Annotated in this window: 21 protein-coding genes; 12 read left to right on the top strand and 9 right to left on the bottom strand. The window is 38.6% G+C overall.

The window, feature by feature from the left end; genetic code table 11:
• Positions 1 to 82 precede the first annotated feature (82 nt).
• Positions 83 to 430 (top strand): hypothetical protein, encoded by a 348-nt coding sequence (locus GWJ05_RS14050; RefSeq protein ID WP_161681456.1) that lies wholly within the window; start codon positions 83 to 85, stop codon positions 428 to 430.
• Positions 431 to 562: 132 nt separating this feature from the next.
• Here GWJ05_RS14050 and kdpE read toward each other — a convergent pair whose 3' ends face one another.
• The 5 genes from kdpE to kdpA are packed head-to-tail and all read right to left on the bottom strand — an operon-like array spanning position 563 to position 8326.
• Positions 563 to 1246: a two-component system response regulator KdpE gene (gene kdpE, locus GWJ05_RS14045; RefSeq protein WP_036936796.1), complete on the bottom strand. Its 684-nt coding sequence runs from the start codon at positions 1244 to 1246 to the stop codon at positions 563 to 565.
• Positions 1243 to 3945, bottom strand: coding sequence for a two-component system sensor histidine kinase KdpD (gene kdpD, locus GWJ05_RS14040; RefSeq protein WP_115370938.1), 2703 nt, complete (start codon positions 3943 to 3945; stop codon positions 1243 to 1245). Before kdpD ends, kdpE begins: the two co-directional genes overlap by 4 nt.
• A 1-nt stretch (position 3946) precedes the next feature.
• Positions 3947 to 4543, bottom strand: a complete 597-nt coding sequence (gene kdpC / locus GWJ05_RS14035; protein ID WP_036936802.1) for a potassium-transporting ATPase subunit KdpC — start codon at positions 4541 to 4543, stop codon at positions 3947 to 3949.
• Positions 4544 to 4553: 10 nt separating this feature from the next.
• The gene (gene kdpB / locus GWJ05_RS14030) at positions 4554 to 6611 is read right to left on the bottom strand and encodes a potassium-transporting ATPase subunit KdpB (RefSeq protein WP_103004724.1); all 2058 of its coding nucleotides are present in this window, start codon (positions 6609 to 6611) and stop codon (positions 4554 to 4556) included.
• Between the two features lie 11 nt (positions 6612 to 6622).
• Positions 6623 to 8326 (bottom strand): potassium-transporting ATPase subunit KdpA, encoded by a 1704-nt coding sequence (gene kdpA / locus GWJ05_RS14025; RefSeq protein WP_036936805.1) that lies wholly within the window; start codon positions 8324 to 8326, stop codon positions 6623 to 6625.
• A 314-nt stretch (positions 8327 to 8640) separates the two neighbouring features.
• Here kdpA and GWJ05_RS14020 point away from each other — a divergent pair, with 314 nt between their 5' ends.
• Both GWJ05_RS14020 and GWJ05_RS14015 read left to right on the top strand, forming a co-directional pair.
• A complete protein-coding gene (locus GWJ05_RS14020) occupies positions 8641 to 9327 on the top strand; it encodes an ankyrin repeat domain-containing protein (RefSeq protein ID WP_036936808.1) in 687 nt (228 codons plus the stop codon).
• The gene (locus tag GWJ05_RS14015) at positions 9327 to 9788 is read left to right on the top strand and encodes a nucleoside deaminase (RefSeq protein WP_036936811.1); all 462 of its coding nucleotides are present in this window, start codon (positions 9327 to 9329) and stop codon (positions 9786 to 9788) included. The genes GWJ05_RS14020 and GWJ05_RS14015 overlap by 1 nt, the downstream gene beginning before the upstream one ends.
• Positions 9789 to 9874: 86 nt before the next feature.
• Here the strand turns inward: GWJ05_RS14015 and dmsD are convergent, their stop codons facing one another.
• The 4 genes from dmsD to dmsA all read right to left on the bottom strand — a co-directional run bounded on the left by dmsD (position 9875) and on the right by dmsA (position 14586).
• Positions 9875 to 10486 (bottom strand): Tat proofreading chaperone DmsD, encoded by a 612-nt coding sequence (dmsD, locus tag GWJ05_RS14010; protein ID WP_036936814.1) that lies wholly within the window; start codon positions 10484 to 10486, stop codon positions 9875 to 9877.
• A gap of 173 nt (positions 10487 to 10659) precedes the next feature.
• Entirely contained in the window at positions 10660 to 11517 is an 858-nt protein-coding gene (locus GWJ05_RS14005) for a DmsC/YnfH family molybdoenzyme membrane anchor subunit (RefSeq protein ID WP_036936817.1), read from the bottom strand.
• A gap of 1 nt (position 11518) precedes the next feature.
• Positions 11519 to 12136: a DMSO/selenate family reductase complex B subunit gene (locus GWJ05_RS14000; RefSeq protein WP_023582154.1), complete on the bottom strand. Its 618-nt coding sequence runs from the start codon at positions 12134 to 12136 to the stop codon at positions 11519 to 11521.
• An 11-nt stretch (positions 12137 to 12147) separates the two neighbouring features.
• The gene (gene dmsA, locus GWJ05_RS13995; protein ID WP_087802400.1) at positions 12148 to 14586 is read right to left on the bottom strand and encodes a dimethylsulfoxide reductase subunit A; all 2439 of its coding nucleotides are present in this window, start codon (positions 14584 to 14586) and stop codon (positions 12148 to 12150) included.
• 676 nt (positions 14587 to 15262) lie between these two features.
• Between dmsA and GWJ05_RS13990 the strand changes: the two genes are divergently transcribed.
• From GWJ05_RS13990 to GWJ05_RS13950, 9 genes are all read left to right on the top strand, one after another.
• Positions 15263 to 16633, top strand: coding sequence for a sucrose-specific PTS transporter subunit IIBC (locus GWJ05_RS13990; protein WP_036936824.1), 1371 nt, complete (start codon positions 15263 to 15265; stop codon positions 16631 to 16633).
• Positions 16634 to 18040 (top strand): sucrose-6-phosphate hydrolase, encoded by a 1407-nt coding sequence (locus tag GWJ05_RS13985; protein ID WP_161681455.1) that lies wholly within the window; start codon positions 16634 to 16636, stop codon positions 18038 to 18040.
• A 60-nt stretch (positions 18041 to 18100) separates the two neighbouring features.
• Positions 18101 to 19114, top strand: a complete 1014-nt coding sequence (locus GWJ05_RS13980) for a LacI family DNA-binding transcriptional regulator (protein WP_224215490.1) — start codon at positions 18101 to 18103, stop codon at positions 19112 to 19114.
• An 82-nt stretch (positions 19115 to 19196) separates the two neighbouring features.
• Positions 19197 to 20066: an AraC family transcriptional regulator gene (locus GWJ05_RS13975; RefSeq protein ID WP_161681454.1), complete on the top strand. Its 870-nt coding sequence runs from the start codon at positions 19197 to 19199 to the stop codon at positions 20064 to 20066.
• 82 nt (positions 20067 to 20148) lie between these two features.
• Positions 20149 to 20856, top strand: coding sequence for an AzlC family ABC transporter permease (locus GWJ05_RS13970; RefSeq protein ID WP_052038502.1), 708 nt, complete (start codon positions 20149 to 20151; stop codon positions 20854 to 20856).
• Positions 20853 to 21167 (top strand): AzlD domain-containing protein, encoded by a 315-nt coding sequence (locus GWJ05_RS13965; protein ID WP_036936833.1) that lies wholly within the window; start codon positions 20853 to 20855, stop codon positions 21165 to 21167. The genes GWJ05_RS13970 and GWJ05_RS13965 overlap by 4 nt, the downstream gene beginning before the upstream one ends.
• A 313-nt stretch (positions 21168 to 21480) precedes the next feature.
• Positions 21481 to 22725 (top strand): PfkB family carbohydrate kinase, encoded by a 1245-nt coding sequence (locus tag GWJ05_RS13960; protein ID WP_087802403.1) that lies wholly within the window; start codon positions 21481 to 21483, stop codon positions 22723 to 22725.
• Entirely contained in the window at positions 22725 to 23669 is a 945-nt protein-coding gene (locus GWJ05_RS13955) for a tripartite tricarboxylate transporter substrate binding protein (RefSeq protein ID WP_036936838.1), read from the top strand. The genes GWJ05_RS13960 and GWJ05_RS13955 overlap by 1 nt, the downstream gene beginning before the upstream one ends.
• Before the next feature lie 31 nt (positions 23670 to 23700).
• The gene (locus GWJ05_RS13950; protein WP_103004728.1) at positions 23701 to 24126 is read left to right on the top strand and encodes a tripartite tricarboxylate transporter TctB family protein; all 426 of its coding nucleotides are present in this window, start codon (positions 23701 to 23703) and stop codon (positions 24124 to 24126) included.
• Positions 24127 to 24149 lie beyond the last annotated feature (23 nt).

Here is a 24149-nt window from a genome sequence, read left to right as displayed (position 1 = left end):
ATAACTTTGTTCATTATCAATATAATGAAATTAATATATTTTTATTGAGTTTTTTAAAAACATTTAAAATAAATTTGAGTTTATGAAAATAATAAGAATATTAAAAACAGTAATGAGAGAAAAGAATGTTAATAAAGATGAACATATTGGTATAGATATAATGGATATTCAGCCAATTAGATATAAATTATATTTACCTCACTCTATAAATGCTTGGTATACCACAACACTTAATGAACCGATGATTTTTATTCAACTTCTCACAGCGATATCAGGCTCTCAAATTTTACTTCATATCACTCAAGGCTCATGTGCAAATCAAGTGACTTTTGTTGATGACATACTATGGCCTTTTAGTCGTAAGCCCCTGTTATTATGGAATAAAAATACTGTTGATATGATCAAGTTTATTGCACTTAACGGGAAATGATTGGGGCAATTTATTTGGGGAGGTATGCATGTATCATAATGAAAATTTAATGACTTTCTATTATCTAAAAAAATAAAGACATTGAATATCTGACTGTTAATGATGTGGAATATATTGAAATTGGTGAGGATATTAAGGCATAAATCGATAACCAATCCCTGTTTCTGTTATGAAGTGTATAGGGCATGCGGGATCTACTTCCAATTTTTGACGCAGATGCCCCATATAAATACGTAAATAATGGCTATGTTCGACAAAATTAGGCCCCCAAACATGTTGCATTAAATGCCGTTGAGTAAGTACTTTACCACTGTTATTAACCAGTTCACTGAGTAAGCGAAATTCTGTTGGTGTTAAATGAACCAGCGTATTTTGACGAGTGACAACACGATTAATCCAATCGATAGTAATATCGCCAAAGATAAATTGTGTGCTTTCTGTTTCTTGTTTAACGAAGCGGCGCAGTGATGCTCTTACTCTAGCAAGGAGTTCACTAATGCCAAAGGGCTTAGTCAGATAATCATCGGCTCCAGCATCAAGTGCGTTTACTTTATCTTGTTCTGAATCTCGTGCTGAAAGGACGATAACAGGCGTGCTACTCCATTGGCGAAAATCTTGAATAAAACAGATCCCATCTTTATCAGGCAAACCAAGATCAAGGATCACTAAATCAGGTTTTCTTGATGCGGCTTCTATTAATCCTCGTTGACATTCAGAAGCTTCATAAACACGAAATCCTTCATTCTCTAAAGCGAGTCGAATGAAACGTAAAATCTCTTTTTCATCTTCAATAATTAAAATGTTATATGGTGTCACTGTTTTATTTCAATCTCGTCAATATCAGGGAGTTGCTTTAAAGGTAAAACAAAGTGGAAGCTTGCTCCACCTTTTTTGTTATTTTCAGCCCAAATTTCACCTTCATGTAACCGAATAATTGCACTACAAATTGCTAAACCTAATCCTACGCCAGGAATTGCAGATTCTTTCACTGCTCGTGAAAATTTATTAAAAATAAGCTGTAACTGATCACGGGGAATACCTTTACCTTCATCCCATACTTCAACATGAATTTTTGTTTCTTCTGTGTAGGCTTTTATACCTAGCTCTGTGTTTGATGCCGTGTATTTAACCGCATTTTCAAGTAAATTAGTGATTACACGTTCAATTAAATTGCTATCACAATAAAGCAATAGGTTGGCCGAAATATCAATTTGTAATGGGTGTTTATCTAGTAAATATGAAAGTGAGCGAACTGCACTTCCAGCAATCTCTTGCAGTGAATTCCATTGTAAATTTACTTGAATTCCACCTGATTGAATACGCGCCATATCAAGTAAATTATTTACTAAACGCGAGGTTGTAAGGATCTGTTGTCGAATTTGGTTCACTTGTTCAGTATGTGAAGAACCCTCGGCACTTAAATCAAGAAGTAAGATCTCAGATTGCCCAAAAAGTACCGTAAGTGGTGTTTTTAAATCGTGAGAAAGAGCGGCTAACAGTGCATTTCGTAATTGTTCTCGTTCTATATTAATCCGTGATTGTTCAGCCATTTCAGCTTGTTGTAATCGCTCAAGAGCATTGGCAATCAGTCCATTAAACGTTTGTAATAACTGTTGTTGTTCAGGAATAAGTAGCTGACGAAGATTATTAGGCTCAATGGCTAAAATAGCTAAGACTTGTTGAGATGCGGTGATAGGGTGTAATTGATAAGGGACGCTAGGAAGCGTGTCAGTACCCGCGCCTGCAACTTGATCTTTGTCATAACACCAGCGTGCAATTGCATTATCAATAGGTAAATGGCCCATTCCTTGAGCATAAAAAGGTGTTAACTCTTCTTTTTTATTGGGAATAAGTAAGCAGACTTTGGCATCAAATGCACTTGATAAAAAATGATAACTTGTATGAGCTATTTCTTGTAAAGTCACTGCTCGACTAAGTTCTCTGGTCATTTCAAATAAATGTCGAGTGCGTTGTTCTCGATAACGTGCAACACGAGTTTGATAACGCATGCCTGCGGTTAAATTACCTACCACTAGCCCGACAATAAGCATCACTGTAAATGTAACTAAATACTGCATATCTAAGACAGCCAGAGAAAAATGAGGCTGTACAAAAAATAGATCAAAGCTAATGACATTAATTAGCGCTGCAAAAATGGAAGGGCGACGGCCAAAAAAAAGTGCAATTAACACGACACCCAATAAATAAAGGGTAACTAAATTAGCCTTATCAAGCGCTAATAGAAAAGTACGAGAAAATAAGGTTATTACTAAGCATAATCCAATGGCAGTAAGATAACCTTTCAGATTTTGTCGCCATTTATCATTTTGGAGTTGTGGTGCTTTGGTTTTATAACGGAGCTCCTCATCATTAAGCGCAACGCTGATAACATGGAGATCGGGTGCGTATCGCGCTAACTTTTCAGAAAAACGCATACGTATCCAACGCTTTAACCATTGCCACTTTTGATAAGCACGTTGACCAATAATTACTTTCCCTAAATTATGCTCTCTGGCATAACGGATCACGGCTTTTTCTGCATGATTGTCAGAAAGGATTGCAGTTCTTGCACCAAGATGCTGAGCCAGTTTTAATGAATGTAAAATTGCTCGACGCTTATGCTCACCAATTTGATGAAGTTTAGGCGTTTCAACATAAATGGCATGCCATTGGCAACCAAAAGTAGCGGCATAACGCGCCGCTGTACGAACTAATTTATCATTGCCACCATGTGCACCAAGGCAAACCATCAAACTATCTGTTGTGTGCCAAACGGGAGCTGTTCCTTGGCTATCACGGAATTCTTTAACTTGTGTATCCACACGATCAGCCATACGGCGTAAGGCTAATTCACGTAAAGCAATTAAATTGCCTTTGCGAAAAAAATGTTCTATTGCACGCTCGGCTTGCCCTGCAAGATACACTTTGCCTTCGTTTAATCGTTGTTGTAAATCATCAGGTGGGAGATCCACCATTACTACTTCATCTGCACTATCAAAAATATAATCCGGAATTGTTTCTTGGACACGAATACCAGTGATACTACCAACAATATCATTAAGACTTTCAATATGTTGTACATTTATCGTAGCAAGTACATCAATACCCGCGTCCAATAATTCTTCAATATCCTGCCAACGTTTAGGATGTCGGCATTTATGGGGGTTACTAAATGCCAATTCATCCATTAAGATCACCGCAGGGTGTCTTGCTAAAGCAGCATCTAAATCAAACGCTGTTAATTTTCTACCATGATAATGAATACGCTGTGGTGGTAATACAGGCAATCCACTTAATAATGCTGCAGTTTCTTGTCGTTGATGTGTTTCAACAACCCCCACAAGAATATCGATACCTTGTTGGAGGAGGCGCTGAGCTTCTTGCAACATGGCGTAGGTTTTCCCTACGCCAGCACAAGCCCCAAAAAATATTTTCAAACGCCCACGAGTGGTGGTTCGCGTTGAAGCAAGTAGATCATCAGGAGAAGGGCGTTGCCATTGTTCATCGTGTTCCATTCTATTGAGTACTCACTTTCTGTTGTTTTTCAGCACTTAATTTATCCAGTGCTTGATTCAGCATAAATACGTTCACAACAGGTTCACCCATAAATGACATTAGAGGAAATGTTGTATGATCTTTTATTAATTGCTCAATTTCATTTTTAGTGAGTTGACGAAAATGTGCAATATTTTCAGATTGGTAATAGGCTGCTTTTAATGAAATATGAGGATCAAGTCCACTTCCTGATGCCGTGACTAAATCAACAGGAATCGTATTTTGATTATTAACTACTTTTTGCCATGTTTGAATACGTTTAGTTATTTCATTAAGGAGTAATGGATTTGAGGGAGCTAGTTGGCTTGCCCCTGATGCTAAACTGTTGTACGGCATTTCTGATGTCATCGATGGACGACTTTTAAAATAATCATTACGAGTAAATTGTTGCCCAATTAATTCTGAGCCAATAAGTTTATTCTCTTGGTAAACAAGTGATCCATTCGCCTGCCATGGAAAAATAAGATTGGCTAATCCAGTAACTAGCAAAGGATAGGCGAGTCCTGTTATTAGTGTGAGTAATAATAACATCACTAATGATGAACGAAATAGATGCATATATAACTCCTTAAAGCCCAATGAACGCTAAAATCATATCGATCATTTTAATCCCTATAAAAGGCACTAATAATCCACTGATCCCGTATAAAGAAAGATTACGACGAAGTAATGCGTGTGCTGATACAGGGCGATAATTCACACCTTTAAGAGCGAGTGGGATCAAGAAAACAATAATTAAGGCATTAAAAATAACCGCAGATAGCATTGCTGATGATGGGGAATGTAAGTGCATTACATTCAGCATATTAAGTTGAGGGTAAGTGACAGCAAAGGCTGCGGGAATAATGGCAAAGTATTTAGCAATATCATTGGAAATACTAAATGTGGTTAAAGCTCCGCGTGTCATCAACATTTGTTTGCCGATATGCACAACTTCAATTAATTTTGTTGGGTTAGAGTCTAAATCGACCATATTTCCAGCTTCTTTGGCAGCCTGTGTTCCTGAATTCATTGCAACTGCTACATCGGCTTGGGCTAATGCGGGAGCATCATTAGTTCCGTCGCCTGTCATCGCAACTAATCGCCCCTCGGATTGATATTGTCGAATCAACGCTAATTTTGCTTCAGGTGTTGCTTCAGCTAGGAAATCATCCACACCAGATTCAGCAGCGATAGCTGCCGCTGTAAGATGATTATCACCCGTGATCATGACGGTTTTTATACCCATTTGACGAAGTTGGGCGAAACGTTCTTTAATGCCACCTTTCACTATATCTTTAAGTTCAACAACACCGAGAATATGTTGATTTTCAACGACCACCAGCGGTGTTCCTCCTGCTCTTGCTACTTGTTCAACGAGAGTCGTGACTTCATCAGGAAAATGACCATGGCTGACTTCAATATGACGGCGAATCGCATCAACCGAGCCTTTGCGGATCAATCGCTCTCCAATATTGACGCCACTCATTCGTGTCATTGCAGAAAAAGGAATAAAAGAGGCTCCCATTGATGTTAAATCGCGTTCACGTAAATTAAAACGTTGTTTAGCGAGGATCACAATACTGCGACCTTCAGGTGTTTCATCTGCAAGAGAGCTTAACTGAGCAGCATCAGCAAGTTGTTTTTCGCTGATCCCTGAAAGGGGGATGAAGCGGGATGCTTGGCGATTACCTAAGGTAATGGTGCCTGTTTTATCAAGCAGTAAAACATCCACATCGCCAGCAGCTTCTACTGCACGACCACTGGTTGCGATAACATTCGCATCTAGCATACGGCTCATACCTGCGACACCAATTGATGAAAGTAAACCACCAATCGTTGTGGGAATAAGGCATACCAATAAAGCAATTAAGGTTACAATTGAAATAACGTCGCCATGTCCTTGAAACTCGACAGCAAAAACACTGAACGGATAAAGGGTGATACAAGCTAATAAGAAAATAAGTGTCAGTGCTGTTAATAAGATAGTTAAAGCTACTTCATTTGGTGTTTTTCTGCGTTTTGCTCCTTCAACCATTCCAATCATGCGATCAAGAAATGAATTACCCGCTTCTGCGGTGCAACGAATAATCAACCAATCTGATAACACTCTTGTACCGCCTGTGACAGAAGAAAAATCACCACCCGACTCGCGGATCACTGGAGCTGATTCACCCGTAATTGCGCTTTCATCAACAGAAGCTCCCCCTTCAATGACTTCACCATCACAAGGAATAATTTCACCTGCATTTACTAAAACAATATCACCTTGCTGTAATAAGAGTGAATCAATGCTTTCTTGAGGAGCGTGAATATCGGCATGATGCAAACGTATTGCTTTAGAGAGTTGTTTTGCTCCACGTAAGCTTGCTGCTTGTGCTTTGCTTCTACTTTCTGCCAATGATTCAGCAAAATTGGCGAATAACAGTGTTATCCATAACCAAAACATCACTTGGAAAGTGAAGTGGTTATCATCAGGGAGATATCCTAACAGCGAGGCAAACCAAATTCCGCTTGTTATGAGTGCACCCACATAAACAATAAACATAACAGGGTTACGCCATTGCGCTTGAGGCGTACATTTTTTTATCGCATCTAAGAAAGCTGATATTATTGTTTTTCTATCAAAAAGTTGCGTTGTTTTCATGATACGTATCCTTATTTTGCCCAAAATAACTGTAAATGTTCAGCAATTGGGCCCAGCGCTAATGCTGGAACAAAAGTAAGTGCGCCAATCATTAATACGGAGAGGATCAATAACAAAATAAACAGTGGTGAAGTGGTAGAAAGTGTCGCTAAGCTTTCAGGCTGACGTTTTTTTACGGCTAAACTTCCTGCAATAGCTAAAACAGGTAACATGACACCAAAGCGACCAACGAGCATTGCGATACCTAATGACAGATTATAAAAAGGTGAATTGACATTGAGTCCCGCAAAAGCGCTACCGTTATTATTAGCAGCAGAAGTAAAAGCATATAACACTTCACTAAAACCATGAGGACCTGGATTTAAAATTGCTTCACGGCCAACATCCGTAAATAAAGCGAGAGCTGTACCTAATAAAACAACGGTAGGGGAAATTAAAATGGCAATGGCGACCCATTTCATCTCCGAAACGCCTATTTTTTTGCCAAGGTATTCAGGTGCACGACCAACCATTAATCCCGCAATAAATACGGCTAATAAGACGTAGAGGATCATGCCGTAAAACCCTGAACCGACTCCGCCAAATACCACTTCTCCCGTTTGCATTAACCACATAGGCACCATGCCACCTAATGCTGTTAATGAATCATGCATTGCATTGACAGCACCACAAGAAGCCGCCGTTGTGACAGCAACAAAAATGGCGCTACCGATTATGCCAAATCGTGTTTCTTTTCCTTCTAAATTCAGTGAACTGTCAGTGCCAGCGAATATAAACTCTGGATTTCCTTGCCATTCAGCCCAAGTAATAACACCAACGGCAACAATGAAAATCAGCGTCATGGCCCAAAGTAAGGTGTAACCTTGGCGCGCTGTTCCGCTTAAGCGACCAAAGGCAAAACACAATGCGGTGGGGATCAGAAAGATAGCAAGTATTTGTAAGAAGTTGCTGAATGAAGTTGGATTTTCATAAGGATGAGCCGAATTTGCCGCAAAATAGCCACCGCCATTCGTGCCTAATAACTTTATTGCTTCTTGAGAGGCTACGGGGCCCATGGGTAACCATTGCTGTTGCCCATCAAGACCTTGACTTAATATTGCAGGATGAAAGTTTTGTATAACGCCTTGACTGACAAATAACAGCGACCAAATAATCGCTAAAGGCAGTAATACATATAATGTAATGCGACCAATATCAACCCAAGCATTTCCTAATGAGGTACAAGAAGATTGAGTTAACGCTCTAATTAAAACAAAAGCGACAGCAATACCTGTTGTAGCGGATAAAAAGTTTTGTACAGCAAGTCCTGTCATTTGACTCAAATAGCTGACGGCAGTTTCACCACTATAAGCTTGCCAGTTAGTATTTGTAATAAAGCTAATGGTAGTATTTAGCGCTAAATCCCAATTCATATTAGGGGCAAATTGCGGATTTAAGGGTAAATAACCTTGGTTAAGCAGTATGATAAATAATAAAATTGCGCCCATTAAATTAAAAATAAGTAGAGCAAGCATATAGTGATACCAACTCATAGACTGAATGGCTTTACCTGCGGGTTTAAAACCACAGCAACGCCAAATGACATGTTCAGTTTGAGTAACCCAATGAGGTAAATCACCTTCAATTAGGCGAGCCAAATAATGCCCGAGCATTTTTCCCATTACAAATAGCGTAATCAGAAAAACAGCAAGATATATCAAAATCATAGTTGCCATTTTTAAAATGCCTCTGCGTGAAATAACACATAAACTAGATAAGCAGTGAGCAAAACAACTAATATCACAGCACCGAATATCAACATCAGAACATTCCTTTTACTATTTAGATTGAGTGAGCGTACTTAAAGGTCTGTAAAGATGTTGATAAAAGAGATATGGGAAGTGTAAAAAAAGTATAAAAATGACTTAATAGATGGTTTATTACCCCTTGATTTGTTGAAATAATGTCACGCCTTTGTTAGATATGAGGGTGAGTTCAAAGAGTATGCTAATTAAATGAGTGGAAATTAGCACTTTCTAGGAGATATTGAATGAATACTCTCTATCTAAAGGCTAAATGGTTTTTATACTTCTTAAGCCTGTTAATGATTTCATCTATCTTTATGGTTAAAGCGATGGCAAATTCTGATAAAGCATACTTAGTTACATTGGCACAAGAGGGAAATTTATCTGAATTAAAACGTCAGATAGAACAAGGTGCAAATATTGAACAACGTGATCTAAAATTACGCACACCCTTAATGGCGGCCACACATGCTAATCAAATTGATGTCGCAAAATATCTGATAGAAAAAGGCGCTGATGTTAATGCCCGTGACGCGATTCATGATTCACCTTATCTTTACTCGGGAGCGAGAGGGCTACAGGAAATTTTAGAATTAACCTTATCACATGGAGCCTCTCTTAAAAGTGTTAATCGTTATGGTGGAACGGCATTAATCCCTGCCTCTGAGCGAGGCCATGTAAAGACTGTAAAAACATTGATTGATGCTGGTGTGGATGTTAATCATATTAATCGTTTAGGTTGGACTGCGCTTATTGAAGCCATTATCTTGGGTGATGGTAGCCAAAAATATGAAGATATTGTGACTTTACTTATTGAAGGTGGAGCTAACGTTAACCTCGCCGATGGCTCTGGCCACACACCATTAACTTTAGCTAAAGATAAAGGCTATACAAACATCGTTAATATACTTGAACAAGCGGGGGCAAAATAATGTCAGATAATGAATTTATACAACAAGCCATATCGCTTGCAATGGATAATGTGAAAGTAGGGGGAAGACCATTTGGAGCGGTCATTGTGAATAATGGTCAAGTGATTGCAAGTGCCGTTAATCAAATAATAACGACAAATGATCCCACTGCCCATGCTGAATTATTAGCATTACGGGAAGCCGGCAAAGTATTAGGGCGAACAAAATTAGATGATTGTATTGTTTATGCTAGTGGGCAACCTTGCCCAATGTGTCTTGCCGCAATGCGTATGGCGGGGATCTCTAAAATTTTTTATGCCTATTCTAATGAGGATGCAGAGCCTTACGGACTATCGACCGCCAGTATTGCTAAAGTATTAAGAAAGGAACCAGAGCAACAAGAAGGCCTTCAATTTACACAGATAAAAACCGAAGATGAAACACAACCTAGGCTTTATCAGTTTTGGTCGAAACAATCTTAAGAACGTTAACTTTTTATATATCAAAGCCCTAAAAGCGAGAATTTCTTTCGCCTTTAGGGCTTCACATTTTTACTGTCAATTGTAAATCAACAAAATAATTGTTTTTCAGCAGGGGTAATATTTAACTGCAATTGCCAGCTTTTGAGCGTTAATGTTGCCAGCATGGCTAAACCTTCGTAATAAGGGAATGCCCCTTGCAAAGATAACTTTTCTAAATAACGATAAGCCCATGGTAGAAGGTGTTCAGCTAATAGCTCATTTAATTTTTCAGGACGTGTTTCTGCAACCCATGCGACCATCATCACCACTAAACCAAAGTGATCTTCAGGCTCATTTTGAGTTAACGCAATATCAATACCGTTTTCTAGCATCCACTCGCGTAGATCTAATGTGGAATTACCAAACAATACATTTTCATGATCAAGGTAAACAGAGCCCCAAGGTGGAGCAGGAAGTGCGTAAGGGCCAACAAATAAACGCTGATAAGCTTGTGCTAAAGTTTCTTCATTAAATGAGGTTTGTGAAAGTAGCGTTGCAATACGTTGCTTTTCCTCCTCATTGCCATAAGGCCATTCTTCAACCCACTTTTGACTCGACAGCAGTTCGACAATGTCACTTTTTTCAGTGGGTGCATAATAAAACGCTGCACCTAAAATACGGGCGGTAAGAGAAATGTCAGTAATAAGTTGTTGTTCCATAATATTTTTATAATCCGCTTAGATTTATTGTCTTTACTATATGCGATTTTCTATCTAAACATAATGACGAAGATTAAAAAAGAGTGATACCGCATTATAAAAAGAAAACCGCCGTAACAGATAAAAAGTGTGTGCTTTTTACTATTACAACGGTTTAAAGGGTGAGCCTTTAATTAACCAACAACCGCCATGCCGACAGTCATGTGTAAACCATAGAACACACCGCGCCCTATAAATTCACCGACAAACACTAAAATAAAGCCCAACGCTAATAACGCAACTGAAGGGTTATTTTTACGCAGAAGCGGTGCAATCCAGCAACTTAAGCCTAAAGCTAAAGCCACTAATTTTATTCCCATTAAAGTACCATAGTTAGGGACTAAATCGACGGCTTTTTGTACAGAAGTTTGTATAGATCCTAATTCAAAGCCTTGTGATGTTGCCACAATGGCGCTAACGATAATGGCGATAACACTGAGTAATGGCAATGCACTAACACAGTTTAAATTAAAACCTGCAATGCGCATTAAAAGTGCCGCTAAAATAGGGCCACCGATAAAGGCTGTCAGCACAAAATTAAATGTGGTGTAGTTGTTATACCACGTTGGAACGGTATCAATTTGGTATACGCGAGAGATCGCTGTAATAAATAATGCGGCTAATATAATTACCAATGTGACCCATAATTTACCTAATGTAGCTGGCATTTTATTAAGTACAGCCAATAACCAGTAAATACCTCCCAGTGCAAAGAAAATGGAACCGCTGGCAATCTCATTACTTAATGAAGAATGTCCCAAACGAAGCAATGAGTTAAATGCGCGTAATGGCGTTCCCATATGCATCATGGATAATAGAAAACCGATCCCCATTAACGCCCAAAGACCAAACATGCTGTAATGTACTTTTCGGTTCATTTCAGGAGAAAACTTACCCGAAAGGATGGCACATCCCATAATAATAAAGGCGCCCGCAACACTTTGACCGATAACAGTAAAGAACATTAGTGGCCATTCATGCAATCCCACCATCTTACACCTCCTCTGGGTTTGCCAGATGACCGGTGGTATCACCCACAGGACGGCTATTGGCATTTAATTTAAGGACAATATTTGGCTTGGTGTATTTTGCTGAAGGAAGTGGGGCGATTTCAGCTAAATCACCATATTTAGCACGTAACTCTTCAATCGGTGCCATATCTAATGCACGTAGTGGACAAGACTCAACACAAATCGGTTTTTTACCTTCTGCCACACGCTCATAGCAACCATCACACTTGGTCATATGACCTTTGACTTCATCAAATTGCGGTGCACCGTAAGGGCAAGCCATATGACAATAGCGACAACCGATACAAATATCTTCATTAACGACAACAAAGCCATCTTCACGTTTATGCATTGCACCACTCGGACAAACTTTTGCACAAGCAGGATCGTCACAGTGGTTACAGGAAATGGATAAGTAATAAGCAAATACATTTTGTGTATAAACGCCGTCTTGTTCAGTCCAATCACCACCTGCATATTCATAAATACGGCGGAAGTTGACTTCAGGGGATAAATTTTTAAAATCCTTGCACGCCAGTTCACAGGTTTTGCAGCCGGTGCAACGACTTGAATCAATGTAAAAACCATATTGCGTTGACATAACCAGACTCCTTACGCCTTGACGACTTCAACAAGATTACTATGAGAAGGATTACCCTTAGCTAGTGGCGAAGGGCGTTGTGTCGTTAACACGTTAATGCTACCCGCGTGATCAATGCGGTTGCTATCTGGGTTATACCAAGCACCTTCACTTAGACCGACAACACCCGGCAAAATACGAGGCGTGACTTTTGCATTGATCCTAACTTCACCACGATCGTTATAAATACGCACTAAATCACCGTGTTTTATGCCGCGTTTTGATGCATCAACAGGGTTTATCCATATTTCTTGTGGACATGCCGCTTTTAAAACGTCCACATTGCCATAAGTTGAGTGAGTACGTGACTTATAGTGGAAACCGGTCATTTGTAATGGGTATTTTTCCATTGCTGGATCACCATAACTTTCAAAGCCAGCGGAATAAATTGGCAGGGGATCAATGACATCGTCAGATGCGAGTTCCCATGTCGCTTTGATGTCAGCAAGTTGAGATGAATAAATCTCAATTTTACCAGATGGTGTTGTTAATGGATTGTTTTCAGGATCTTCACGGAATTTACGATAAGCAACGTGATGGCCTTCAGGATCACGTTTTTTGAAGATCCCTTGAGCACGGAACTCTTCAAATGTTGGAAGTTCTGGTAAATTTTGACGAGATTGTTCGTAAAGATGGCGTAACCACTCTTCTTGAGTTCGGTTTTCAGTGAATTTTTCACCCACCCCCATACGTTTTGCAATTTCGCTCGTCATTTCATAGATATTACGGCTTTCAAAGCGAGGTTGAATTGCTTGATCAGCAAAAATCACATATGCCATATTACCTGCTGATGCATCCATACAGAAATCCATCTGTTCCGATGCAGTGCAATCAGGGAGCAGTATATCGGCATATTTAGCTGATGCAGTCATATGGTTATCGATCACCACAATCATTTCGCATTTTTTATCGTCTTGCAAAATGTCGTGAGTACGATTGATTTCAGAATGTTGGTTAACTAAACAGTTACCTGCGTAGTTCCAAACCATTTTAATCGGCACATCCAATTTGTCTTTACCACGAACACCATCACGCGTTGCCGTCATTTCGGGGCCACGTAAAATGGCATCCGTCCACATAAACATGGAAATGCTGGTGGTGACAGGGTTTGTTAGCGTAGGCATTCGCACAAAAGGAATACTGTAAGAGCCTTCGCGAGCACCAGTATTACCGCCGTTAATCCCCACATTACCCGTTAAAATAGAGAGCATCGCAATAGCGCGAGAAGCAAGCTCACCATTAGAACGGCGTTGAGGTCCCCAGCCTTGTGTAATATAAGCCGGTTTCGCTGTTGCGATTTCACGTGCTAATTTAACAATACGTGAAGCGGGAATACCTGTAATTTGCGCTGCCCATTCTGGGGTTTTGGGCTGACCATCTGCGCCATCACCTAAAATATAGGCTTTATAGTGACCATTTTTTGGCGCACCTTCTGGCATCGTAGTTTCATCGTAACCAACACAATATTTATCTAAGAAAGGCTTATCAACTAAGTCTTCTTTGATCATGACATAAGCTAACGCATTAACTAATGCGGCATCCGTTCCTGGGCGAATAGGGATCCATTCATCTTCGCGGCCTGCACCTGTATCGGTATAGCGTGGGTCGATGATAATCATTCGTGCATCAGATTTTTCACGCGCTTGTTCAACGTAATAGGTGACACCGCCACCACTCATACGTGTTTCACCAGGATTATTACCGAACATCACGACAAGTTTGGTATTTTCAATATCTGAAGGGCTATTGCCGTCAGCCCAACCACCATAGGTGTAATTTAAGCCAGCCGCAATTTGTGCCGTACTGTAATCACCATAGTGATTAAGATAACCACCACAACAATTCATTAAACGAGCAATTAATGTTGCTCCTGGTGGCCATGACTTTGTCATGGTGCCACCTAAAGTACCTGTTCCGTAGTTCAGATAAATAGATTCATTACCATAATCTTTTATCAGGCGTTTCATGGTATCTGAAATCGTATCGAAGGCCTCATCCCATGAGATACGTTCAAATTTACCTTCACCACGTTGGCCAACACGTTTCATTGGATAACGTAAACGGTCTGGGTTGTAAACACGGCGACGCATAGAACGACCACGTAAACAGGCTCGGACTTGGTGTAATTCTTCATAGACATCATTGCCAGTGTTGTCAGTTTCTACATATTTAATTTCACCATCAACAACATGCATACGTAGTGGGCAACGGCTACCACAGTTTACGGTGCAGGCGCTCCACACCACTTTTTCGTTGTTCGTTGCTGGCTTTGTTTCTGAGGCAACAGCCTGGTTAAAAGGGAGTGATAATCCCCCCGCAGTTATTGCTAGACCACCCGCTGCACCTGTTTTTACAAAACGACGGCGAGATAAGGGAGTGGAAAGTAACGCCATCTCTTTGATGTTTTTCATACATTACTCACTTGATTATTTATATTTTTAAGAAAAAACAGAAGCTAACAAGCTTATAGAGAAATAATTATTGTTATTATTGTTAAAAAATAAGCACTTTAACGTAGGTAATAAAACCCAACTGTTAATGTGGATACTACGTATTTTCTAAAAGTTGTAGTTGCTTTACATCAAAGAAAAGTGATTTATTACAAGCGTTACCAGTTTTTAGGGTTAACTTAAGTTTTTGTATTATTTAAATTTAATCATTTGATTAATACTGATATATAGTTAAATATATAACGATTAGTGAGATATGATAATGTTACTGATAACAAAGAATAGACCAAGTGATAATATGCTATCTATCAGATTTAACTAGATTATTTTCCAATAAAATTAATTATTGGGTCATTGCTTCCTAAATAAGAATTATTTAACATTATATTAATTTTCTCAGCTAAATAATAAATAAATTGTTTAGCTTTTACGTTGAGCTGACTTCCTTGTCATCATCAAAATAAGACAAGTAACGTATCTTTTTTGTCTTTCAGATCACAAATAAAGCGTTTTTATTCCTATTTTTATTGCCATTTTAGATGAGTTTTTATTTAATCAGATTATTAGCTAAACCGTTTTAGTTTTTTACATTGCGATTAATTCGTTTATAAACGAAGTTAGACTTACTGAGGCTATGATGAATATTGAGAATATTGCTCGCCAACTAGTGCCTTTGTTAGGAGGTGCTGAAAATATTGCCAGTGCGGCGCATTGTGCTACCCGTTTAAGACTTGTACTTGTTGATGACACTAAAGCTGATAAAGAGGCAATTAATAAATTAGAAGGTGTAAAAGGGTGTTTTAGTAATGCAGGACAAATTCAGGTAATTTTTGGTACTGGCTTAGTTAATAAAGTACATGCTGCCTTTATTGCTGCAGCGGGTATTGGTGAATCAAGTAAATCTGAAGCAGCAAATATTGCCGCCAAAAAGCTCAACCCATTTCAGCGAATAGCTAGACTGCTTTCTAATATCTTTGTACCTATTATTCCTGCCATTGTGGCGTCAGGTTTATTAATGGGGCTACTTGGGTTAATGAAAACTAACCAGTGGGTGAGTCCTGATAATGCACTCTATATCATGTTAGATATGTGTAGCTCTGCGGCATTTATTATTTTGCCTATTTTGATTGGTTTTACTGCGGCAAAAGAGTTTGGCGGAAATCCTTATCTTGGCGCTACATTAGGTGGAATTTTAACGCATCCTGCATTAACTAACGCATGGGGCGTTGCCGCTGGTTTTAACACCATGAACTTCTTTGGGTTAGAGGTGGCAATGATTGGTTATCAAGGTACTGTTTTTCCAGTCTTACTTGCCGTTTGGTTTATGAGTGTGTTGGAAAAACAATTACGTAAAGTTGTTCCTAATGCACTCGATTTAATTATCACGCCATTTTTAACCGTTATTATTTCGGGCTTTGTGGCGTTATTAGTTATAGGGCCTGTTGGTCGTTTTTTAGGTGATGGTATTTCATTACTATTAAGCACCTTAATTACACAAGCGGGTTGGATAGCAGGGCTGATTTTTGGTGGCCTTTATTCTGTGATTGTTATTACGGGTATTCACCACAGTTTTCATGCTGTCGAAGCGGGTTTATTAGGTAACCCAAATATTGGGGTTAATTTTTTATTGCCGATTTGGGCAATGGCAAATATTGCTCAAGGTGGTGCTTGTATTGCTGTTTGGTTTAAAACCAATGATGCAAAAATTAAAGCAATCACAATCCCATCTGGTTTTTCCGCTATGTTAGGTATCACTGAAGCGGCCATTTTCGGGATTAATTTACGTTATGGAAAACCTTTTATTGCAGCGTTAATTGGTGGTGCGGCTGGAGGCGCTTGGGTTGTAGGCTCGCATGTTTATATGACAGCCGTAGGGTTGACTGCTATTCCGGGGATTGCAATCGTGCAAGCAGGTTCAATTATGAACTATATTATTGGCCTTGTGATTGCCTTTGTGACTGCGTTTGTTATCTCTCTTTTACTGAAATACAAAGTGGAGTCTGCATAAATGAACACAAACGAAGGGTTATCTGCGATTTTACAAGCGGTTATGCGTAATAGTACTAAAGCGGTAAAAGATAAATACTATCCACATTGGCATTTAGCACCAGTAACGGGATTATTGAATGATCCCAATGGGTTTTGTTTTGATGGTGAATATTATCATCTGTTTTATCAATGGAATCCTTTGTCTTGTGAGCATAAAAATAAATGTTGGGGTCATTGGCGTTCAAAGGATTTGATTATTTGGCAGCATCAACCTGTTGCTTTACTGCCTGATGAATTTTATGACAAAGATGGCTGTTATTCCGGTAGTGCCGTGATCTACCAAGGGCAATTAACCCTTTGTTATACTGGTAATGTCAAATTTGAGGATGGCTCTCGCACGGCGTGGCAATGTTTAGCTGTTGAAAATCAGCAGGGAGGTTTTGATAAGTTAGGGCCTGTATTAGGGCTTCCTGAAGGCTATAGTGGTCATGTCCGTGATCCGAAGATTTGGCAATATAATGATATCTGGTACATGGTATTAGGCGCACAAAACTTAGATAAACAGGGTAAGGTTTTACTCTATCGTGCATCTCACTTATATCAATGGCAATTAGCCGGCGAGTTAGCGGGAAGTTATTTAGGCGGGTTAGCTGATGCGGGTTATATGTGGGAATGCCCAGATCTCTTTGAACTAGATGATCGCTTTATTCTATTAACATGTCCCCAAGGTATAAAAAGAGAGCAACAACGATTTTTAAATTCGCATTCTAGTGCCTATTTAATAGGAGACTTTGATTATTCAACATTGCAATTTCAGCATGGTGATTTAATCGAATTAGATGCAGGTTTTGAATTTTACGCACCACAAACCACATTAGCGAATGGCAGACGTTTATTATTTGGTTGGATGGGAGTTCCTGATGGTGAAGAGATGTACCAACCGACCATTGCTAATGGCTGGATACACCAAATGACTTGCCCTCGCGAATTACATATAAAAGAAGGGAAGCTTTATCAACAACCCGTAAAAGAGTTACAGCAACTCAGACAAAAGCCAGCATATTGGCAGGGTATTGCTGATGATGCGCCAGATATCAGCGGATTTTCGTTTGAATTTGAAGTAGAGCTATTTGGCTCTCTTACTATTTATTTTTCTGATACTCTTGCTTTATTCATTGAAAATAATCAAGCCGTGTTAAAACGCCGTAGTGTTAAAAACGGGGAGTGGCAATCACGTTTCTGGTCTGGTGATATAAAACATCTTCAAATATTATGTGATAGCTCTAGTGTAGAGATTTTCTTTAATGGCGGAGCCGGTGTGATGAGTAGCCGTTTTTTCCCTTTAGAAAAACAGACTATCTGTTTCTTGGGAAAAGACACAATAAACCTCACAACTTGGCAATTAAAGAATGCATTACTCAGTTAAATACAATTATATAAACAATAAAACAGTTTAAGTTTAGCGAACGTGACATTAAGTAGAACAATAGTGAAAAAACAAAAACGTATCACGATCACCGATATTGCAAAATTAGCGAGCGTTTCAAAAACAACGGCAAGTTTAGTATTAAATGGTCGTGGTAAAGAGATGCGTGTATCTGATGATACTATCGCGCGTATTACGGCTATTGCTGAACAATATCAGTATCAGCCTAATATTCATGCTCGCTCTTTACGTGATAACCGTAGTTATGCATTAGGGTTGGTTATTCCTGATATTACTAACTATGGCTTTGCTTCTGTGGCGTATGAACTTGAAATATTATGCAGAGAAGCAGGTATTCAATTACTTATTTCTTGTACTGATGAAAATGCTGCTCAAGAAACGCTGGCAATCGAACATCTATTATCACGTCAAATTGATGGTTTGATTGTGGCTTCTTGTTTACAAAGTGATTTTGAATATCAACGTTTAAGTAAACAAATACCTGTTGTGTTATTTGACCGGTATTTTGAAGGAACAACATTACCTTTTGTTGTCACCGATTCAATAACGGCAACACAACAACTTATTGCAGAAATTGCTTCGACAAAAGGTATTGATGAATTTTATTTCCTAGGTGGGCAATCAACGCTTTCACCGACTAAAGATCGTCTTTTGGGTTTCACCCAAGGGCTTTCACAAGCACAAATCAATCTAAAATCAGAGTGGATCATACATGGGCATTATCACCCAAGTTCAGGTTATGAAATGTTCGGCTCTTTGTGTGCATCGCTAGGGCGATCGCCTAAGTTTGTTTTTACTTCTGCTTGTGGCTTATTAGATGGAGTGTTGCGCTATCTAAGTCAAAATAAAATAATGCAAAATGAAGTCTATTTAGCTGGTTTTGATGATCACTATTTGTATGATTCATTATCAATGCCAATAGATACTGTTGCACAAAATAATCCTGAATTAGCATCATATTGTTTCCGACTGGTTATGGGATTAATTAACCAGACAAACTTAGAAGTTCATCAAATTTTTGTTCCAGCAAAAATTCATCAACGACATGAGTAAGACTGAGCAATTTTATGCAATCATCAGTATAGTGTTTATGATACAAGCTGATGATTTTTACTGTTGATGGAGTCAATATTCAATGCGACAAGAGCAGGCTAAACTTATTCACCTTCCTGAGCTTAATCGTCTTGCTTATCTACAAGCTGAGTATTTACATCAAACTTTTTCACGTCATACTCATGAAGGCTTCTGTATTGGTGTAATTGATGATGGCGCACAACAGTTTTATCGTACAGGAAGCGAACATATCGCCCCTAAAGGCGATATTATTATAGTTAATGCTGACGAAGTCCACACCGGCTCCTCTGCGGTAGAATCAGGTTGGGCTTATCAGGCCATTTATCCTACACCGGAATATCTGCAAACATTAACGCGTGATCTACAACAAGAGCAGGGTGCAACACCTTGGTTTCCTGATGCTGTTATTCACGATCCCGGTTTAAGTCAACAACTTTTATTGCTTTTTTCATTACTGAGACAACCCAATAATTATCTTCTAAAAGAGTCTTTATTACTTTCCACAATGGCAATGTTGATTTTGCGTTATAGCAAAACAAGAACTCAAGCAAAGCCATTAAGCGTAATAGGTCAACGATTACAATGGATAAGTGAATTAATGAATGACACACCTGAAAATGAGTTTTCACTTAATACATTGGCTGAAATGGTGAATTTAAGCCAATGGCATTTTTTACGTCAATTTAAAAAAGAGATAGGCATGACTCCTCATGCTTGGCTTATTCAAGCACGGATTCGAAAAGCAAGACAATTACTCTCTTTAGGTCACACACTTACGGATGTGACACAACGTTGTGGTTTTTCTGATCAAAGCCATTTTCATCGTCATTTCAAAAATACCATTGGTGTTACACCAGGCAATTATTTGAAGGGGCTTCAATTGCCTTCTTCTTTGAAATCGCCACTGACTGTAATAAAAAAAACAAAATAGCAATTTTATACAAGCCCATTTATTTTTATTGACTGATAATCATTCCATATAGAATTGATGTATTAGAAGCGAAGATAGATAAATGGTGAAAAATAATAATGAAAATAGGCAAATAATGCGTGCTTTTGGCCTAGGGGCTTTGCATGTCTTACCTTTATGTCTTGCTGTTATTCCATGGGGAATATTAGCCGGTTCAATGGCTGTTGATGCAGGGTTAACTTTTGCACAAAGTGTCGGAATGTCTGCCATTATTTTTGCGGGGGCGGCACAATTAGTGACATTAGGACTGGTGATTTCTGGTGCCGGTATGTTGACGATTATTGTTTCTGTTTTTTTTATTACTGCTCAACATCTTTTATATGGTTTAACCTTACGTCCTTATGTTGCCCATTTAAAATGGTATCAGCGTATTACCATCGGATTTTTACTGACTGACGAGCTTTTTGCCGTTTCAGCACAACCTAAAGTGAAATTAACACCCGCTTATATGATAGGTGCGGGATTGTGTTTTTATTTAGCGTGGGTGGCAGTCAGTATCGTGGGTATTATTATGGCCAGTCAAGTTTCTGATTTATCTCGTTATCATCTTGATTTCTCTATTGTTGCCACATTATTGGCAATTGTGATCCCATTAATAAAAACATTTAGTACTTTAGTGGGCGTGATCGTCTCTTTTTGCCTCTCAATTGTTTTCAATTGGTTGAATATAGAAGGTGGTGTCGTTATTGGGGGATTAACCGGTATGTTTATCGCGGTTTGTGTTGCGAAAATAAGAGGAGAACAAAAATGACATGGTCGTTATTATTAATTTTGGCACTCGTCATTTTCATGTTGCGTTATTTCTTTCTTGAACCGGCGATCCCCATTAAATTACCGTCAGTGATCAGACAAGCTTTAGGGTATTCTGCACCTTGTTTATTAACCGCTATTTGCGCGCCGATCGTGCTGTTAGAAAAAAGCGAATTTAAAGGTATTATTGACAATCCTTATCTTTGGGGCACCTTATTATGTGTTGGATTAGCGCTTAAAATACGTAATACCTTAGTGGTGGTTTTACTCACATTGGTAGGTTTTTATCTGCTCAATGCCTTTTTAAATTAAATACTCAAGCAATAGTATTTAACGTAATATTTACATTTAAAAATAATCTCTTTTGTATTAATATGTTTCGTTATCTTATCAGCCGTCTTTGAACGGCTGATTCTACCTCTCTTTTCTAGATGACTCTTCATTATTCGACTCGTTTCACCTCTCATTTTTAACGTGTACCAATTGATGTTGTGTTAAAAAAATGTGATCTAAATTGCTTGGATTTGGTTTTACTTCTGTTTTTGGTTTTTTGTTTTGAATACCATCGCAGAATCACAAGCCTGATATCCTTATTCTCGTTATCAATGATACGGAGGCACTTTATATGTTTTCAGAAGAACGGCGACAGGAAATCTACACCATCATCAGGGAACAAAAGAAAGTTAAAGTGGCTCAACTTGCGGAGAAATTCAGCGTGACGCTGGAGACGATTCGCAGTGATTTGAAATACCTTGAAGGAGAGGGGTTGATCAAACGTTGTCATGGTGGCGCCATACTAGGGAAACAAGAAATTAAAAAAATAAGTAAATTTAGTGATAGTTTTGATATTTCATGTTTATTGCACGATTTATTAATCGTTAGAGAACGTAAAGATAGAAAACCAGAAGGGAAAGTCTGTGTGTTAGGATCGTTTGTGGTGGATATTATCGCCAATGTCGAATCTTTTCCGAAAGTTGGTGAATTAGTTAATTCAAAAAGCAATTCGATAGGTCCTGGTGGTAAAGGAACAAATCAGGCGATGGCTGCTAGTTTTTCTGATGCTAAAGTCCATTTAATAACGAAAGTTGGTGAAGATCATTTTAGTAAATACGCTTATAAATATTTACAAGAAAGTGGTATTGATTCTTTCACTATTTTTCAAACAGAAACGGTGCCAACAGGTAGTTCGATTAGTTATTTAGCTGACAAAACACAAAACAATATTACAGCAACTTATTTAGGGGCAAATAATACCTTCTCTCAACAAGAAATTGATATTTCTTTGCCTTATGTAAGTGAAGCAGATGTGTTATTGCTTCAAGGCGAAATTAATATAGAAGCCAATATTAAGGCCGCCTTATTTGCTAAGTCGGTTAATAAAATCGTTATATTGAATGTTGCACCTTATAACGAAAATCTAAAACAACTTTATTTATATCTTGATTTTATTACTTTAAATGCAAACCAAGCATCGCATTGGGCTGATATTGAAATAAACGATATTAATGATGCAAAACAGGCGATCAGTATTATTTCCGGTGACGAAAGTAAGAAAGTGATTATTTATATGGATGAACTTGGTGTGGTTTATTTTGATGGTCGAGCCACATTCCATATTCCACCTATGCCATCATTACGTGTGGATACGATGGCAGCAACAGATGCGTTTAACGGCGCATTTGCTTCAAAGATAGCCGCAGGGGGAACAATGCATGAATGTGTCTTATTTGCTAGTGCTTTCCTCTCTGCCTTCATAGAACAAAAAGGCGTAACAGCAATGCCTGTCCTTTCTCAAGTGCAGGCTCGCCTTAAATCAAGGCTTGAAGATATTCGGCCTCAAATAATCTGCAATGAGAAAAGGTGCGTATAATGAAAAAAACACTTCTGGCATTTACCCTATGCAGTTCCATTTTTACACTTCCGGCTTTTGCTCAATATCCTGAGAAACCGATTACTATCATAGTTCCTTGGGCGGCGGGCGGTAATACTGATACAGTTGCACGATTAGCAGCGAAAGGACTACAAGAAGAATTGGGCGTAACGGTTAATGTCGTCAATAAAACCGGCGGTAGTGGTGTTGTAGGTCATGATGCGATTAAAAATGCAAAACCTGATGGCTATACGCTAGGAATTGCAACGGTTGAAATTACCATGATGCATCACCAAGGTATGACGAACTTAACCTATCAAGATTACACGCCTATCACACGTCTTGCTGTTATCTATGGTGGATTGCAAGTTGGAAAATCATCACCATTTAAAAATGCACAAGAAATTATCGATTACGCCAAAGCAAATCCGGGTAAGTTAAAAGCATCAGGCAGTGGCTTAAATTCAATTTGGCACCTTAATACGATTGGTATGTTGCGTGCGGCAGGGTTACCAGATAATGCTATTCGTTTTATTCCTTCTCAAGGCGCAAGTGCTGCATTACAAGAATTAGCATCAGGAGGTGTCGATATCGTGACTTCTTCATTAGGTGAAGCTGACAGTATGGTAAAAGCCGGTTTAGTGAAACATATGGCTATTATGTCAAACGAAAAATCAACTTTTTACCCTAATGTCCCCTTATTCAAAGAAGCCACACCTTACAATTGGGATCTGCAAGCATGGAATATGTTAGTGGCACCCAAAGGACTCGATAAAGAAGTGCAAGATAAACTCACCGCAGCCATGAAAAAAGTGTATGCATCAGGTGAATTAGCCGAATTTGCAAATAAACAAGGTTTTGAAGTTATCGAATTATACGGCGATGATGCCACTCAATTTATGGCCAATGAAGATAAAAAGTTTGGTGAAATTATAAAGAAATAACTGAGGAAACGGCTGAATAACAGCCGTTTTTATGCTTATGCTAAATCGTCATATTCTATCGCTAATATTTTGTTGCTTTGGTTTATTCCTTATTGTTTATAGCGCGTATTCATTAGGGGATTTTAGTGAATATGGTGCCGCGTTTATGCCTTCTATTATTGGCGGAGGCATGATTATATTTTCATTAATAGATATATTTTCACGTAAACAAGAAAGTGATATTCCATTGATGACATGGCATGAAATAAAATTTGTCTTCTTAATTATCGGAATTATTCTTTTTTATGTATTCGCATCAGATTATTTAGGTTTTATTTTTACTGGGTTAATTATTACTGCACCATTAATGATGAAATATGCGATCGTAAAACCCATATACAGTTTTATTATTTCAGCTGGTGTGGTGTTAGGTGTGTATTACTTATTTACCGCTGTACTGTTAGTACCGCTACCTTAGCTATTTTCATAAATAGAGAACAA

This window comes from Proteus sp. G2626 (assembly GCF_009915985.1).
In the GTDB taxonomy this organism is placed as follows: Bacteria; Pseudomonadota; Gammaproteobacteria; order Enterobacterales; family Enterobacteriaceae; genus Proteus; species Proteus vulgaris.
Note: the sequence above shows the minus strand (reverse complement) of the source record. Positions and strands in the feature narration are given on the sequence as shown.